Origin of the sequence: Geothrix sp. (assembly GCF_020622065.1) — a bacterium.
In the GTDB taxonomy this organism is placed as follows: domain Bacteria; phylum Acidobacteriota; class Holophagae; order Holophagales; family Holophagaceae; genus Geothrix.
Window position 1 is genome coordinate 858829 of sequence record NZ_JAHRYQ010000001.1, and the last position, 15190, is coordinate 874018.

Genomic DNA, 15190 nt, shown 5'->3' on the forward strand with positions numbered 1-15190 from the left:
TAGGCCTCTCGCATGTCTTGCGTGCACTGCAACGAACTAGGCACCAAGTTCGACATCAATCGGCCTTCTGATTTGAGGAAGGTCATTTTAATCGTTCAAAGCAAGTTGGCCGACGGAACTCTCCACGAGATTCAATCCAATAGCCAAGAAGCTTTCAATGTTGCTGTCGGCGGCGAAGGTTGGCCAGATATTCTTGACTTCGCTTTCCAATGTCAGCATTGCCACCAAGGCTTCAAACTCATTGCCGAGACCTATCACGGTTCTGGTGGTTCCTGGTCACCATCGGCCTAACCCTCAGCTCAACTCGGCCCCCGCCTGCATTGCCTCCCGCTCTCTCTCAGCATTCCGCTTCCTCGGCTTCGCTCAGTGCCTCGATGCAGGCGGGTCCGGTTAGCATTCTTCGTTAGGCGTAACCATCACTATTGCGCCCCTGGCCCGCAGTTACCGTTCGCGCCGCATTTCAGTACCGTTCGCGGTGGCCCACCCAGAAACGACCGAGCATCTGCCATCGTCGAGGTAACCTGGGTCCACGCCCACCAGTTAAAGCCTTCTTCCTGCAGCACTCGCTCTTTGCTTTTCAGTCCTCAGAACTCTTGGCGCGGCAGTTCGGGTCGCTCTCGCACCCATTTCACGCCGCGCCTAACCTCTCGCTGCAGTGGACCCAGGCGCCAGGCCTGGTCCGCTGAGCTTCATTCGTTAGGCATCACTTATCAGGAGGCATCAACATGCGTCGAACAGCACCCCTTGTTGGTTTGGTCTTGGCGGCTTGTCTTGCATTCAGGCCTCTAAGTGCGCAGGAAGCTCTCAAGCTGAAAGCCAACGAGCTTGCCACTCACCCGCTTCAAGCCAATGGTCTTTCCATAACCATCACAGGACTCAATGGCCACCAGCTTATCGCTTCAATTACTAAATGGGCTGGCCGTGCTCATGTAAAAATCACCTTCGAAAACAAGAGCTCTTCATTCCAAACATTCTCTCCCTCTGATCTATGCTTTGTCGGAGGCGATGGGGTTCAGGCTTTACCCATTTATGAAATCAATAAGGCCGATGACACCACTCCACTCACCTTCCGCATTGCCCCAGCGGCGCGATTGAGCACTGAGTATGTCTTAACAGGTCGCCTCAACTTCCCTGTCAAGATCTACCTTGGGGATCGCCTGGTGGCGCAAGTTACTGAGTAGGGGTCAATGCCTAACCTTCCACTCAACTCGGATCCTATCGCTGCGCGCTAGGGTCCTCAAAGAATTCGGCCTCCGAGTCCCCGCGGCAATGGGGCCGATTAACATCCTTCGTTAGGCCTCTTCACCCACCTCATCAGGAGATCCTGTGTCCATCGAAACCGAAGAGGATGTAATTGCACTCAAACGCATAGGCAAGATCGTTTCATTTGTGCTTCAGGAGATGCTAGAGGCTGCAGAACCGGGCATGACTACGCGAGAGCTGGATTCATTCGGTGAGAAATTGTTAGAGAAACATGGGGCACGGTCAGCACCTAGACTCACATACGGCTTCCCAGGATCAACCTGCATCAGCATCAACGAAGAGGCCGCACACGGCATCCCAGGGGATCGAGTGATTCGACCTGGCGATGTATTGAACATCGATGTCTCTGCTGAGCTGGGAGGCTACTTCGCCGACACTGGAGGAACAAAAGTTGTTCCTCCGACCAATCCACAGAAGACGAGCTTGTGCCTTGCCACCCGCACGGCCCTCGAGCAAGCCATGAAGCAGGCCCGAGCTGGCCAGCCCATCAATGGCATCGGCGCTGCAATCCAGCGAACTGCGAAGGCCTACGGCTTAAGGATTATCGAAAACCTCGGTAGCCACGGGGTTGGTCGCGCACTGCATGAGGCACCCGAATACATTCCCGCCTACTTCGATCCGACGGACAGGCGCACCTTGCGAGAAGGCATGGTGATTACCATTGAACCCTTCCTCTCGACAAAAAGCCGCGTGGTAACCGAGGCGTCCGATGGATGGACCTTGGTTGGCATGCGTGGCAATTTGTCAGCTCAATACGAGCACACAATGATAATTACCAAGGGCGAACCCATTGTCGTTACCCAACACTGAATTTTCTCGTGTATAGCCTTCCTCGGCCTAGCGTTACCGATGCTTTACTCGTCATCCGCTGCATCAAGAAACACATTCCCTAAACCACCCGTCATCGGTCTAACCCTCCGCTCAAGCCCGACTCTGCCGGCATTGCTTTCCACTCTCTCAGCATTTCGCCATCTCGACTCTGCTCGTGGTCCGGGTGCAGGTGAGCCCAGTCAGGGCAAGTCACGAGCCCTCATGGTTGTTTCACCTGGACTGAGGTGGACGGAGAAAGCTTCTGTGGGGGTGCGGGCGCCTCGCTGAGGCGATCTGACACCAGGCCAGATCGCAATACCAAAGTGCCCTCTGGAATCGTTCAAACAAGGCCAGGCGCGCCTTAAGACGCAGGTCCTGCATGGCTGGCTCCGGCTCGGGAGCCATGGTGCGCTCCAGTTCCAGGAGCCGCCCGGCGACCGCGTTGAGATGGTTGGCCAACGGATTCCAGGTGGCTGCCAAGTCGATCAGCAAGCGGTTGGCCACGGCCTAGGTGAGGTGAGGCCTCCACAGCTTCAAGGTGATAACTCCGGTCTTGCCCATGCTGGTCTCTGTGCTCAATGAACCGGTACCATCCCGCACAGGCATGGAGGCTCGAGTTGACCTGATATTGAAGTGAGGCCCTAACATTCGGATCTCGTGACAACCGATCCACCAATCGTTCCATCACGCCCCAGTCCAACCTTACGACTTTGCGGGATGATGACCACGAAGTGACCAGTAGTCGGCTAGCGGATTCCCAGCCCCCTATTGAAACTCCCGCAAACAGGCCGAAGGGCGTCGACCGACTGCTCATCCGGATGAGATATCTCAGGAGGGCCTGCTCGACGCGCAGCGCAGCTCCACTCTCCAGCCGACCCTCCATCCAAAGTCTGGTCCTGGAGGCAAGGTCCGGTGAGGCAAGGGTTATCGCTTCTCGTATGGCGTGGTCTTGCAGGAGTTCACGCAATCGACTCCGCGATGACTCTCTAGATGCCTCCACACGATCCGGCGAGAAGGAGTCAGAGCAAAACCCTTGTGGGCGTTGACCAGAAGCATTGAGCACATCCAATGGAAGGCTCGGCGTACGCATGACGAAAAAATCGGCAGCTTGGCATGTGGTTGGAGGCGGCATGTCGCAAACGCTTTCGAGAAGTGAATCGGGGTCAGGGGACCACTCCCGAAGGCTAGAAAGCCAACCAGACCCCCGAGCGGTGTCTCCTTGGGCGCTCAACGGTTGAAGTCGTGGTTAGATACCGTTGATGGGAATCCGTTGGTCGCCCTCTCTGAATGGCTCAGAACCAAGGTTGCGCCGAAGTGCGCTGCCTAGGGGCTCTCATGAACGCCATTCTTACTTTCAAGAAGGAAACAATCCAAAGCTCGAGCAATGCGAGCGAATCCATGAACGACGCGCCTCAAGGATTCACAGTAACCCCAGAACCAAGGATTGCTCGTGACCATCGGCAGCCCGTCACCACCATTACCTCCACCTTCACACTCGGTTGATAGCCCTGCCGGATTTTTCGATCAAGGGGATCCCAAGACTCTGGCTTCATACGGTTATCAGGGCTCCTACTTCCCTCTGGCCAAGAACTGGCGGACCATCGCGGTTTGCTATGTTCTCTGGGCCCTTTTCCTCGCATATGGCCTCTGGACCTCGGATCGATCCGGTTCCAAGTGGATGTGGGCCAGCGTTCTCTCCATTCCGATTACTCACATCGGCGCCTTCGCTCTCATCTCTCCTCTTCCCTGGATTTTGCCGCGCCGACTTCGCTCACCTTGGAGCCATATTGTCGGCTTCGTACTCTCAGTGGTCACCTGTGAGCTGGTATCCGCTCTTCTTCCAGTCATTGACGCGTGGTTCTTTTCCCACGAGACAGCCCAATTCAACCTGCGCAAGATCGTGGATCTATACATCTCATTTGTGGGCCCAGCCATGATGATTGTCGGCGGCCTCATTGCAGCCCGAGCACGCTCGGAGGACCTTCGAAGGGCTTCTGAAAGCGAAGCTCAAATTGCCAAGAATCGCCTGCTTCAGGGGCAAGTTCATCCACATGTGTTGTTTAATGCTCTTAACGGCCTTGCAGAACTCATTTACAAGGACCAAAGAGCTGCCGAAAGAGCTGTCCGGCATCTTTCCGACCTCCTCAGACGCATCCTCGTTGCAACGGAGCATGCGCGTTTGCCTCTTGGTGAAGAGCGGAAGATCGTCGCGGATTATCTGGCCTTAGAGTCCATCCGGCTTGGCACTCGACTTAGGGTTGTATGGGAATGGGACGAGAGCCTAGACGCCGTCGAACTCCCCCCCCTCCTCCTCCAGCCTTTGGTCGAGAACGCGATCAAGCACGGCATTGCACCTAGCGTTCCAGGTGGAGATCTGATCCTTAGGGCCCAGTCTCGAGATGGAGCGATTTCCCTTGAAGTGTGGAACTCTGGAATGCCCTACCAAAATCGCGGGGCCGTGAGCGGAATCGGGATTAAAAACCTGCGCGCCCGCTTAGCCCTCAACCTAGGGCAGGGTGCCACGCTTTCCATAGGGCCGTCCGGCCAGGGGACACTCGCCTGCATCCGCATTGAAGCGACTCAAGTAGAATTTATCCATGAGACAGCTGAAAGCCCTAGTCGTTGACGATGAACCTTTGGCAAGGGAGCGCCTCTCTCGCCTGCTCCAGGAAGCTCAATGTTGTGTTGTAGGAGAGCTTGGTGATGGCATCGCCCTGCTCGAATGGTTAAAAGAGTCACATGAAGTGGATGTCATATTCTTGGACATTCAAATGCCTGGCCTGAGCGGGATGGAAGTTTTGGCGGAAGTGCCCAATGCCCCCCCCGTGGTTTTTGTTACGGCCTACTCCTCATACGCTGTTCGCGCCTTCGAACTCGCAGCCGTGGACTACCTATTGAAGCCTGTGTTTGAGGACCGCCTGGCGAAGTGCCTCCAACACCTTCATGATCGGTTGATACGACGACTCAGCCCGTCAGAACTAAAAATGCTCCTTCCGCCGCCTGTTCGATTCCCAATACGGGTGAAGGAGGGGGAGATATACATGGAGTTGGACCTCATAACACATTTTGAGCTTCAGAATGATCGAGTGTGGGCATGTCGGGGCTTCAATCGATATTTGACCCGTTGGACGGCCTTGTCAGAAGTCGAACAGGCATTTCCTGATGATGGGATGTTGCGAATCCAAAGACATCTGCTGCTTCGCCCGCGAATGGTACGCGGAATGCGACCGGCGTCTGTCGGCCGGGTCAGTGTTCTGGTCGCCCCGAAGGTGGAGCTAACCGTCAGTCGCGCCATGACCCCCAGAGTCAGGGAGTGCATCAAGGCCGGAGGTCCGTGATCTGTCCGCAAGCAATCGAATGGGTTCCGATGCCCATCCAAAAGATCCCGGACTGGTTATAAATGCTTGAATGACATTAATTAAAACATATTGTATAATATTTAATACAGTTGTGAATGTTATTGCCAGATCTGCTCCCCAAAGAGTGAATTCCATCCGTTTTTGGAGGGATCGGTGATGATTGGAAAATCACGCCCCATGCCCTCAATGTTTGTGGAGGACTTGGCCCCGGGGCAATCAGAGGTATGACTGCCCTAGGGTTTACCCGCGTGCTTTCTTACCTTTGAAGAGGGTTTCGGTTGACCTGCGGGAAGTTGAATCACTTCCAACCCGGGGGCCAACCTTTGATGGCTGACCATCGGCTGAAGGGGCACTTCTCCGTTGAGGCGTGGGGCGGATCCCTATTCCTCTCAGGGTTGCCTCATTCGGCGAACCGATTCAGAAGGATCCTCTTCCCCCAGAGAGGAAAACCCCAGGTGAAAGAAGGGGATGTCCAAGTCAGCCATGCGAAACTCGCACCCGGGCCGGAAGGCCGCGCCCTGCGCCATGGCTCTGACGGACCAGGCGGGCAAGTCGATGGTCTCTGCCGCGCGGAACGCCGCTCTCAGCGGTGCTTCCATCTCTCCCGGAATATCGGCTTGTTAGACGCAGGTGGAAGGCTCGATCTTTCCTTGATGCATCCAGGCAGGATGCGGGGAGGGTTCGGGTGGAGGGGGTCGAGGTTGCCGGAAAGGTTGAGTGGTCGTTGGGGGCACGACGGTCCACCTCAATACGGATCAAACCGCAGCCCTTCTTGGCCTCCAGCCTTGCACTCTTGCCGACTGGCGATGGCAACGAAGAGAACCGCCCTGGATTCGGGTCTCCCGAGGCTGTGCCCGCTACAGTCAGGAGGCCCTAGAAGCGTGGTTGGAACGGCATACAATCCACGAATTCCCCGAAGCATCCTAGCCCCCGCCAGGGGGCTTTGCTCTGTGGCTCGGTGGTAGCCAAGGCAGAAAAAGCCCCCATTTCTGGGGGCCTCTTTTTGGTGCTAAGTCTGGCGGAGAGTGGGGGATTCGAACCCCCGAACGGCTTTTGACCGTTACACGATTTCCAATCGTGCTCCTTCAGCCACTCGGACAACTCTCCCGTGGCTCCGCTGATCGGCGGAAGCAGCAAGGTTATCACGGCCCCGGCTGCGGGCCAAGGGCCGTGATCGGAGGGGCTACACGGCCTCGAGGACCGCCACCAGCAGCTTCCAGAAGTTGCCGACGGAGGGGATGCTCACATGCTCGTCGGGGGTGTGCACATCCCACATGTCGGGGCCGAAGGAGACCATCTCCATGGCGGGGTATTTCTCGCCGATGAGGCCGCATTCCAGGCCGGCGTGGATGGCCTTGATGCCCATGGCCTTGCCGAAGACCTTCGTGTGGACCCCGTTCACGACCTTCACCAGCGAGGCGTTGGGCTCGGGCTTCCAGCCGGGGTAGCCGTCGCCGCGCTTCGTGGTGAAGCCTGCCAGACGGCAGATCGCCTGGACGCGATCGGCCACAGCGTACTTGGCGCTTTCCACGGAGGAGCGGTGGCTGAGGCAGACCTCCACCTGGTTTCCCTGGGTGGCGATCATGGCGAGGTTGGTGGAAGACTGCACCAGCCCGGGGATGTCGGGGCTCATGGCCACCACGCCGTGCACCATGCCGAACAGGAAGTCGGCCACTGCATCGGCGTCATCGGCGGCGAAAGCCTGGGCGGGGGCCTCCGAGGCGGGGCTCAGGTCCAGGGCCAGGGTCGGGTCGAAGGCGCCCAGCTCGTCCTGGATCTCCTTCTGGAGCGTCGCCAGCGCGGCCTTGAGGGCGGGTTCCTTGGCGGGATCCAGGAACACCGTGGCCGAGGCTTCGCGGGGAATGGCGTTGCGCTTGTTGCCGCCGGTGAAGGAGGCCACCTGGAGATCGAAGGCGGGTACCACCCGGAAGAGGATCTGGCCCAGGATGCGCAGCGCATTGCCGCGGCCCTGGTGGATCTCCATGCCGGAGTGGCCGCCCTTGAGGCCCAGCACCTTGATGCGGTAGGCCTTTGTGCCCGCGGCGGGAGCCACCAGCTTCATGGTCTTCGTAGCGACGGTGTCCATGCCCCCCGCACAGCCGATGGTGAGGTCGCCCTCTTCCTCGCTGTCGAGGTTGAGGAAGTACTTGCCCTTGAGGAGCCCGGGCTGAAGGTTGCCCGCGCCCGTGAGGCCCGTCTCCTCGTCGATGGTGATGAGGAACTCCAGCGGCCCGTGGGCGATGTCCTTGGCGGCCATCACGGCCATGGCCGCGGCCACGCCGATGCCGTTGTCGGCGCCCAGCGTGGTGCCGCTGGCGCGCAGCACCTCACCGTCGCGCACGACGCGGATCGGATCCTTCAGGAAGTCATGCTGGGTGCCCTCGTTCTTCTCGCAGACCATGTCCACATGGGCCTGGAGCACGGTGATGGGCGCCTTCTCGCGGCCCGGAGTCGCGGGCTTGCGGACGATGACATTGCCGATGGCATCCTGCTGCGCGTCCAGCCCCATGGCCTTCGCCTGGTCCAGCACCCACTTGGCCGCCGCCTGCTCCTGCTTGGACCCGCGCGGGATCTTCGACAGCTCCAGGAAGTAGGACCAGATGGCTTTCGGTTCGAGGGATTCGAGCAGCGCGTCCACAAAACCTCCATGCGCCCAGCCAGGCAGCCGGGGCGGTTCCATCAACTGTACCGGCCGGGAAAGGGGCAGGGCGTGACGGGGATCACGGGTGCCGGGGGGACGCGACTTCGAATCCCTCACTCCCCGCCAATGAAAAGCGCCCCGCTGGGCGGGGCGCAGATGGCGGAGAGAGAGGGATCCCCTCCGGGGCCACGGCTACGCCGCGTCCCCTCCGGCCGCACGAAAGCCTGGCACGCCGCTTCACGGCCCCGACAGCCCCCCGGGCTGCCGAGGCCTACGGCTACCTGCCAGCCTTTCAGTGACTTCGAATCCCACTCTCCCCGCCAATGAAAAGCGCCCCGCTGGGCGGGGCGCAGATGGCGGAGAGAGAGGGATTCGAACCCCCGAACAGGTTTCCCCGTCTCCGCATTTCGAGTGCGGTGCCATCAACCACTCGGCCATCTCTCCGGAACGGTCATTCTATCAAACCGGCGGGGAGAATCCAGCCTCGGGGAGGCGCGGGCGGGGCCTCATCCCGGGATCTGGCCCTCGGCCACGGCCTGCCGGGCCTCCGTGAGCTGGGCCAGGGTGAGCGCGGCGAGGGCGAGCAGGAGGTCGCGGACCGCCACATCGAGGAAGGCGCCCATGGTGAGCAGGTTCAGGGCGATGCCCACGAGCCAGGCCGCGGCCACATAGGCGCCCAGGCGGGTCCAGCGGGTGAGGATGGCGAGGCCCACGGCCATCTCCACGAGCCCGATGGCGTGCATGAAGGTCACGGGGGAGACGGGGAGCAGGCGCAGCACCAGGGGATTCAGGTAGAGCTCCCACTTGGCGAGGAGGTTGAAGTACTTGTCCAGGCCGGCCAGGAAAGGCGCGGCGCCGAGGCCGATGCGCAGGGCCCACCAGCTTGCGTTCAGTTTGTCGTTCATGGTCAGGTTCCTTTCTTTCGGGAGCGCGGGTTCACAGGCTCTTCAGGTACTGGACGAGGTCGGCCTTCTGGGCGCTCGTCAGCCCGAGGCCCTTCCGGGTGTCGTAGGTCTCGACGACCGCGTCCAGCGTGGGGGCGGTGCCGTTGTGGAAGTAGGGCGCGTGCTGCCACAGCCCGGCCAGGGGGGCGGTCCGGTACTGCCTGGTGGCGCTTCGCGAGGCGTAGCTGGGCACACCGGCGGGTTCGGGCTCGCTCACCACTTCGCTGGGCAGGTGCAGCCGGACATTGGCGTCGGTCAGCGTTGGGCCCGCGTGGCAGGTGGTGCATTTCCCTGGGCCCTCGAAGACCGCCTTGCCCCGCACCGCTGCGGTGGCATCGAAGCTTCCGGCCGGCGGCCGCGGCGCGGCGAGGCTCAGCTGGTAGGCCTGGAGGGCCGGCAGCTTGGCGGACACCAGGTCGGTGGTGCCGTGCGTCACGCTCACGCCGGTGCGGGGCTCGGAGAAGCTGCCCTGGCCGCCCATCTGGGTCACGGCCACATACCGGTTCCAGTAGGCGAGGTCGCTGCCGTCGCCGGTGGCGGTGACGCTGTGCACGCCCAGCAGTCCGTAGGCGGGCGGGATCACCTGCGGCCCGTTCTGCCCGTCGAGGTTGAAGCGGGGATCGTACTTCCCCTTGCCCCAGGAGGCGTAGACGGCCTTGGCGCCCGCGGGCACCGCGGGGGAAAGGGCGATGATGGCGCCCGGGTTGAGGTCGCGGTTGGCCCAGCCATCCAGGCGCCTGCCGATGCCCGGCGCGAAGGAATCGTCCACGGTGGAGTGGCACAGCGCGCAGGTGATGCCGATCCGCGTGAGGGTGTCCTTTCCGTTGATGCTTTCCACGGTGCCCTTCACGCCCACGACGGCGTTGAGCTTCAACAGGGCCACCGTGGTGGCCGGGTCCGTCAGGCTGATGGTCCCGCTCTGGATCCCCTGCACCACCGCCGGGGGCAGCGCCTCGGCATCCACCTTCAGGCCCACGGACAGCGCGGTCGTCGGATCCACGGCCGAGGCGATCACCTGGTGCATGCTTAGGGTGTCGGTCCAGAAGGCCTCGTCCCCGAAGGTGTCGTCGCGGAAGATGGCCTTGCCCTGGGCGACCAGGGCCGGATCCAGGGGCGGTTCGCCCGGAAGGGCCCCCACGCGATGGTTGGAATAACAACCGGCGGCGATGAGCAGGGCCGCGACCGGGAGGGCCAGGGCGTATCTCAGGGGTAGTTTCATGGTGGACTCCTTGGCCGGATGGGCACTTCTTCGGTTCACCACCTGAATCTAGGGATCCAATAAAAACAAACAAGAATGTTTAAATTGTTTAAACTCTCCTCAGCCGATGCGCCTGGGAGGCGGCCGTGAAAAACCTGTCCGACAACCAGCGCAAGATCCTGGAGCACCTGCTCAGCCACCACGAGGGCGCCTCGCTCGATGAACTGGCGGCGCACCTGGCCCTCACGCGGACCGCGGTTCAGCAACATGTCCTGAGGTTGCTGGATTTCGGCTACCTGACCTACGCGGACACGAAAGGGTCGGTGGGCCGGCCGCGGCGACGCTACCTGATCTCGGATGAGGGGATCGACACCTTCCCCAAGAAGTACTCCTGGCTGGCCAACGCCATCCTGGCCCAGCTGGCCTCGGACCTGGGGCCGGGCGGCGCGAGAGCCTTTATGAAGAACCTGGCCGGGGCTGTGGCGGCCTCGCTGGAAAGCCCGGTGAACCCCGCCGATCCGCCGGCGCAGCGGTTGAGGAAGGTCACCGCGCTCATGAATGACCTGGGCTACCGGGCCGTTCTGAAGCCCGGGGAGGCGCCCGGAGAGGCCGCCATCGAGGCCGTCAACTGCGTGTACCACTCCGTGGCCAAAGTGCACCCGGAGCTCTGCCAGTTCGATGTGAGCCTGATCGAGCAGGCCTCCGGCATGAGCGTCCACCTGGAGACCTGCATCGCCAAGGGGGGCGCGGTATGCCGGTTCTGCGTCTCAAAGGAAGGCCGACGCTGAGGTCGGACGCTGTCGGCTGCCGCGCCCGCTAGAATCCAGCATCCGGGAGGCTGGCATGAGGGTTGGGGTGGGGATGCTGGTGTTGGCGGCGGCGGTATCGATGTTCGCGCAGGAGGCGGATCTTGCGCTGACGGACGCGGCCGCGGACCGTTTCGCGGCCCTGGCGCTGAAGTGCGCGCGGCAGGAATACCCGAACAAGCTGGATCATGTGATGAACGATGCCGGGGAGGTGAAGGCCCCGAAGGCGCTGCACCCGGCCTTCTACGGCTGCTTCGACTGGCACTCCTCGGTCCACGGCCACTGGATGCTGGTGCGGCTGCTGCGGACGCATCCGGAGATGGCAAAGGCCGCTGAGATCCGCGCGGTGCTCGATGAGAATCTCGCCCCGGGCCCCCTGGCCGCGGAGGTGGCCTATTTCGACCAGCCCGGCCGCCGGAGTTTCGAGCGGACCTACGGCTGGGCCTGGCTGCTCAAGCTGGCGGCGGAACTGAAGACCTGGGACACGCCCGAGGCCCGGCGCTGGTCGGCGGCCCTGCAGCCGCTGGCGGATCGCGTGGCGGGGGCCTTCCTGGACTTCCTGCCGAAGCAGACCTATCCCATCCGCACGGGCGTCCATCCCAACTCGGCTTTCAGCCTGGATCTGGCCCTGGACTACGCGCGCGCGGCGAAGGATACCCGGCTGGAGGCCGTGGTCCTCGAGCGGGCGCAGAGCTGGTTTGGCCGTGACCGCCGCGGGCCCCTGGCCTGGGAACCGGGGGGCGAGGACTTCCTGTCGCCCTGCCTGGAGGAAGCCGCCCTCATGGCGAAAGTCCTGCCCCGGGGCCGGTTCATCTCATGGCTCGGGGGCTTCCTGCCGGGGTTGCCCGGAACCCTCGGTCCGGCCCGGGTCTCGGATCGCACCGATCCCAAGATCGTTCATCTGGACGGCCTGAATCTGAGCCGCGCGCGGGCGCTGTACGACCTCGCCCGGACCTTCGGGCCGAAGGACCCCCGGCGGACGGCCCTGGTGCGCTCCGCCGATCGGCACGCCCGGGCTTCGCTGCCCCACCTGGCCTCCGGCAGCTACGAGGGCGAGCACTGGCTCGCGACTTTTGCCGTGCGGATGCTCGAGGCGCGCTGAGATCCTGGTCGAATCCCGCTCAGGCCCGGGACTCCTGTCCCAGGCTCGCATTCAAGTGGGTGAAGTAGTGGCGGTCTTCTGTGAGCAGGTGCCCCTTCACGAGGTCCGTGGCGAGGTAGGTGACCAGGCGGCCGAAATCGATCCGGCCCGCCTTCAGCTCGGCCTGCAGGCGGTGGGCGGAAGCGAGGAGCCGGGCGTGCTCGGCGTGGTGCTCCGGCAGGTCGGGATAGGCGGCCTTCCGGAGGAGGGCCTCCTCGTCGCGGAAGTGCTTCTCGGCGTGGTGGAGCAGGGTATCGAGGTGCGACTCCACCACGGCCGGAGGTTGGCCCTCCAGCAGGGCGGAGAGGAGGGCGTTCGAGAGGTCGAACAGCAGGATGTGCTGCTCGTCGATGAGGCGGTGGCCGCTGCCGTAGGCCTCTTCCCAGACCAGCTCGAGCAGGTTCGGGCCCCGCTGGTTGCCGGAAGGGCCCTCATTCCGGCTGGCCATGACCCGATTGCGTCCCTCGGTCTTGGCCCGGTAGAGCGCCTGATCGGCGCGGGCCACCCAGGCCTCCGGTGATTCGCCGTCCAGATACTCCGCCACGCCGGCGCTGAGGGTCATGGGGGCGGCGTTGGGGAAGGGCGCGGCCTCCAGGGCGGACCGCAGGCGCTCGGCGAGGCTGATGGCCCCCTCGAGGGTGGTGGCGGGAGCCAGGACCAGGAATTCCTCTCCACCCCAGCGGATCAGGGCATCCGAGGTGCGGAGCACGGGCCGGAAGGCGGCCGCGGCGCCGGCCAGCACCGTGTCGCCCACTGGATGGCCGTAGGCATCATTGATCCGCTTGAAGTGGTCGAGATCGAGCATGATGAGCGAGAGCGGGGCGCGCCGGCGGCGCGCCAGGCCCATTTCGGAGGCGACGGCCTCATCGAACCGGCGCCGGTTCCAGGCACCGGTCAGCCGATCGAAGCTGGCGGTCTCCTCCATGCGGCTGAGGTCCTCGCGGAGCCGGTCGATTTCGAGGGACAGGTCCGCGGCCAGATGGCCCAGGGCACGGCTCCGGGCAGCCGCGCGCCACCAGCCCAGGAAGGCGATGGCGGCGATCCCCGCGGAGAGGATCGGCAAGGCGAGAACCCCCGGGGTGATCAAGGCGTGACTCCAGTAGTCCCCAGAATCGACCGGCTGGGGATTGAACATGAAAATAGCCACATCAGCCGCGGCGCCGCCGGAAAAAGGCCTGGAGCTGCTCGCGGCACTCGGGCTCCAGCAGTCCACCCTCGAAGGCGAAGCGGTGGTTCAGGGCGGCGCCGTCGAGCGTGTCCAGCCAGCGGCTGACGCCCACCTTGGGATCGGAAGCACCGAACACCACCCGTCCCACGCGTGCATGGATCAGGGCTCCGAAGCACATGAGACAGGGCTCCAGCGTCACATAGAGCGTGGCGCCCGTGAGGCGGTAGTTCTTCGCCCAGGAACCGGCGCTGCGCAGGGCCTGGATCTCGGCGTGGGCCGTGGGGTCGTTCAGCTTCACGGGGTGGTTGTGGCCCCGACCGAGCAGGGCCCCCTCGGAGACGAGCACGGCCCCCACGGGCACCTCGTCCAGGCGATCCGCCTTCTCGGCCTCCTCGAGGGCGAGCTTCATGAAATAGATGTCGTCGCCGCTCCACATCATTCAAGTGTCGCCCGAAACAGCGGTCCGTACATCAGGAACAAAGGAGCAGTATGGCCGATATTCCCTTGAACAAAAAGGCTGATCCTCGGATTCCCAGGTCGTTACACTCACTTTGATCCCGAAGGATCGAGTCATTTCTCACCGCCCCGCGATGGCTTGGCCTTCGCGGGGTTTTTGCAGGGTTCTTGGCATGGTCCGGGGGGACCGCCTGCTCACGCCGCCCGCAAAGTCCCCCGGAGCCCCCACCTCGCCGTCAGGCCATGCCTGGCGCCTCGGTCTGACAACGAAGGAGGCACATGCGCGCGCACCTGATCCTGAAGGACGGAACCATCTTCCGGGGGCGGGCGCCGTTGGGCTTCGGGGGGGGCGGCGAGGCGGTGTTCACCACCGCCATGGCGGGCTACCAGGAGATCCTCACCGATCCCAGTTTCGCGGGGCAGATGGTCTGCATGACCTTCCCCGAGCAGGGCATCTACGGCATCCACGCCGACCTCAACGAGGGCACCCGGCCCTGGGCCACGGGCCTGCTCTGCCGGCGGCTCACCTTCGCGCCGGACCATCACCGCAGCGAAGGCGACCTGGCGGGCTGGCTCAAGCGCCACCACATCCCCGTGATGACCGATCTCGACACCCGGGCGCTCACCCAGCACCTGCGCGACCAGGGTTCCCAACCCTCCCTCATCTGGACCGAGCTGGACGGCAGCGTCGAGGCGGGCGTGGCCAAGGCCAAGGCCCTGCCGGACATGACGGGGCAGGCCCTCTGCGCCGAGGTGAGCTGCCCGGACCGCTACGAGCTGAACCCCGGCGGTGCCTTCCGCGTGGCGGTGCTGGATGGCGGCATCAAGCTGAGCATCCTGAGGCAGCTGGAGGCCGTCGGCCTGCATCTCGAAGTCTTCCCCTGGGACGCGCCGGCCACGGAACTCGCCGACAGGCGCTTCCACGGTCTGTTCCTGAGCAACGGCCCCGGTGACCCCGCCGCGCTGCCCGGCATGCAGAAGGAGGTGGAGGCCTGCATCGGCCAGCTGCCCATCTTCGGCATCTGCCTGGGCCACCAGCTGCTGGGCCAGGCCTTCGGAGGGCGGACCTTCAAGCTCAAGTTCGGCCACCGCGGCGCCAACCAGCCCGTGCACGACCTCATGACCGGCCGCATCGAGATCACGGCCCAGAACCACGGCTTCGCCGTGGACGAGGCCAGCCTGCCCCGGGAGATCGAGGTCACGCACAAACACCTCAGCGACGGCACCGTCGAGGGCCTGAGGCACACCCAGCTCCCGATCTTCTCGCTCCAGCACCACCCGGAAGCCTCGCCCGGTCCCCACGACGCGCATCCCGCGTTCCGGCGCTTTGTCGAGCTGATGGAAAAGAATCCAAGATGATCAACCGCAGAGGACCCAGAGGGCACGGAGAAAGCAGGTGTCCTC

Annotated in this window: 14 protein-coding genes and 2 tRNA genes; 8 read left to right on the top strand and 8 right to left on the bottom strand. The window is 63.1% G+C overall.

All coding sequences use genetic code 11. The features are described from left to right. Positions 1-725 precede the first annotated feature (725 nt). Both QZ647_RS04005 and map read left to right on the top strand, forming a co-directional pair. A complete protein-coding gene (locus QZ647_RS04005; protein WP_291270934.1) occupies positions 726-1181 on the top strand; it encodes a hypothetical protein in 456 nt (151 codons plus the stop codon). 145 nt (positions 1182-1326) lie between these two features. Beyond that, on the top strand, positions 1327-2073 hold the full coding sequence (gene map, locus QZ647_RS04010) for a type I methionyl aminopeptidase (protein ID WP_291270935.1): 747 nt from the start codon (positions 1327-1329) through the stop codon (positions 2071-2073). A gap of 361 nt (positions 2074-2434) precedes the next feature. Here map and QZ647_RS15555 read toward each other — a convergent pair whose 3' ends face one another. Then, positions 2435-3205, bottom strand: coding sequence for a lantibiotic dehydratase (locus QZ647_RS15555; protein WP_366526129.1), 771 nt, complete (start codon positions 3203-3205; stop codon positions 2435-2437). Positions 3206-3523: 318 nt separating this feature from the next. Here QZ647_RS15555 and QZ647_RS04015 point away from each other — a divergent pair, with 318 nt between their 5' ends. The 3 genes from QZ647_RS04015 (at position 3524) to QZ647_RS15565 (ending at position 6359) form a co-directional block, all read left to right on the top strand. After that, entirely contained in the window at positions 3524-4699 is a 1176-nt protein-coding gene (locus QZ647_RS04015; RefSeq protein WP_291270936.1) for a histidine kinase, read from the top strand. Then, positions 4671-5411, top strand: coding sequence for a response regulator transcription factor (locus QZ647_RS15560; RefSeq protein WP_366526130.1), 741 nt, complete (start codon positions 4671-4673; stop codon positions 5409-5411). The genes QZ647_RS04015 and QZ647_RS15560 overlap by 29 nt, the downstream gene beginning before the upstream one ends. Before the next feature lie 738 nt (positions 5412-6149). Further along, positions 6150-6359, top strand: a complete 210-nt coding sequence (locus QZ647_RS15565; RefSeq protein ID WP_366526131.1) for a helix-turn-helix domain-containing protein — start codon at positions 6150-6152, stop codon at positions 6357-6359. An 89-nt stretch (positions 6360-6448) separates the two neighbouring features. Here the strand turns inward: QZ647_RS15565 and QZ647_RS04020 are convergent. The 5 genes from QZ647_RS04020 to QZ647_RS04040 form a co-directional block, all read right to left on the bottom strand. Continuing rightward, positions 6449-6539: transfer RNA gene (locus QZ647_RS04020), tRNA-Ser, on the bottom strand. Between the two features lie 76 nt (positions 6540-6615). Further along, positions 6616-8070 carry an aminoacyl-histidine dipeptidase gene (locus QZ647_RS04025; RefSeq protein WP_291270937.1) on the bottom strand — a complete coding sequence of 485 codons (1455 nt, stop codon included), beginning with the start codon at positions 8068-8070 and terminating at the stop codon, positions 6616-6618. A gap of 357 nt (positions 8071-8427) precedes the next feature. Then, positions 8428-8517 (bottom strand) — tRNA-Ser (locus QZ647_RS04030). A 62-nt stretch (positions 8518-8579) separates the two neighbouring features. Beyond that, positions 8580-8978, bottom strand: coding sequence for a hypothetical protein (locus QZ647_RS04035; RefSeq protein ID WP_291270938.1), 399 nt, complete (start codon positions 8976-8978; stop codon positions 8580-8582). A gap of 31 nt (positions 8979-9009) precedes the next feature. After that, complete coding sequence (locus tag QZ647_RS04040) at positions 9010-10236, bottom strand: hypothetical protein (protein WP_291270939.1); 1227 nt, start codon at positions 10234-10236, stop codon at positions 9010-9012. A gap of 125 nt (positions 10237-10361) precedes the next feature. On the opposite strand from QZ647_RS04040, the gene QZ647_RS04045 reads away from it, so the two are divergent. Then, positions 10362-11003, top strand: coding sequence for an HTH domain-containing protein (locus tag QZ647_RS04045; RefSeq protein ID WP_291270940.1), 642 nt, complete (start codon positions 10362-10364; stop codon positions 11001-11003). Between the two features lie 55 nt (positions 11004-11058). After that, the gene (locus QZ647_RS04050; protein ID WP_291270941.1) at positions 11059-12123 is read left to right on the top strand and encodes a DUF2891 domain-containing protein; all 1065 of its coding nucleotides are present in this window, start codon (positions 11059-11061) and stop codon (positions 12121-12123) included. Between the two features lie 19 nt (positions 12124-12142). On the opposite strand, the gene QZ647_RS04055 is transcribed toward QZ647_RS04050, so the two are convergent. Next, positions 12143-13249, bottom strand: coding sequence for a diguanylate cyclase (locus tag QZ647_RS04055; protein ID WP_291270942.1), 1107 nt, complete (start codon positions 13247-13249; stop codon positions 12143-12145). Positions 13250-13310: 61 nt separating this feature from the next. After that, a complete protein-coding gene (gene tadA / locus QZ647_RS04060) occupies positions 13311-13766 on the bottom strand; it encodes a tRNA adenosine(34) deaminase TadA (RefSeq protein WP_291271922.1) in 456 nt (151 codons plus the stop codon). Between the two features lie 299 nt (positions 13767-14065). Here tadA and carA point away from each other — a divergent pair, with 299 nt between their 5' ends. After that, the gene (gene carA, locus QZ647_RS04065) at positions 14066-15145 is read left to right on the top strand and encodes a glutamine-hydrolyzing carbamoyl-phosphate synthase small subunit (RefSeq protein WP_291270943.1); all 1080 of its coding nucleotides are present in this window, start codon (positions 14066-14068) and stop codon (positions 15143-15145) included. The last annotated feature ends 45 nt before the right edge of the window (positions 15146-15190 follow it).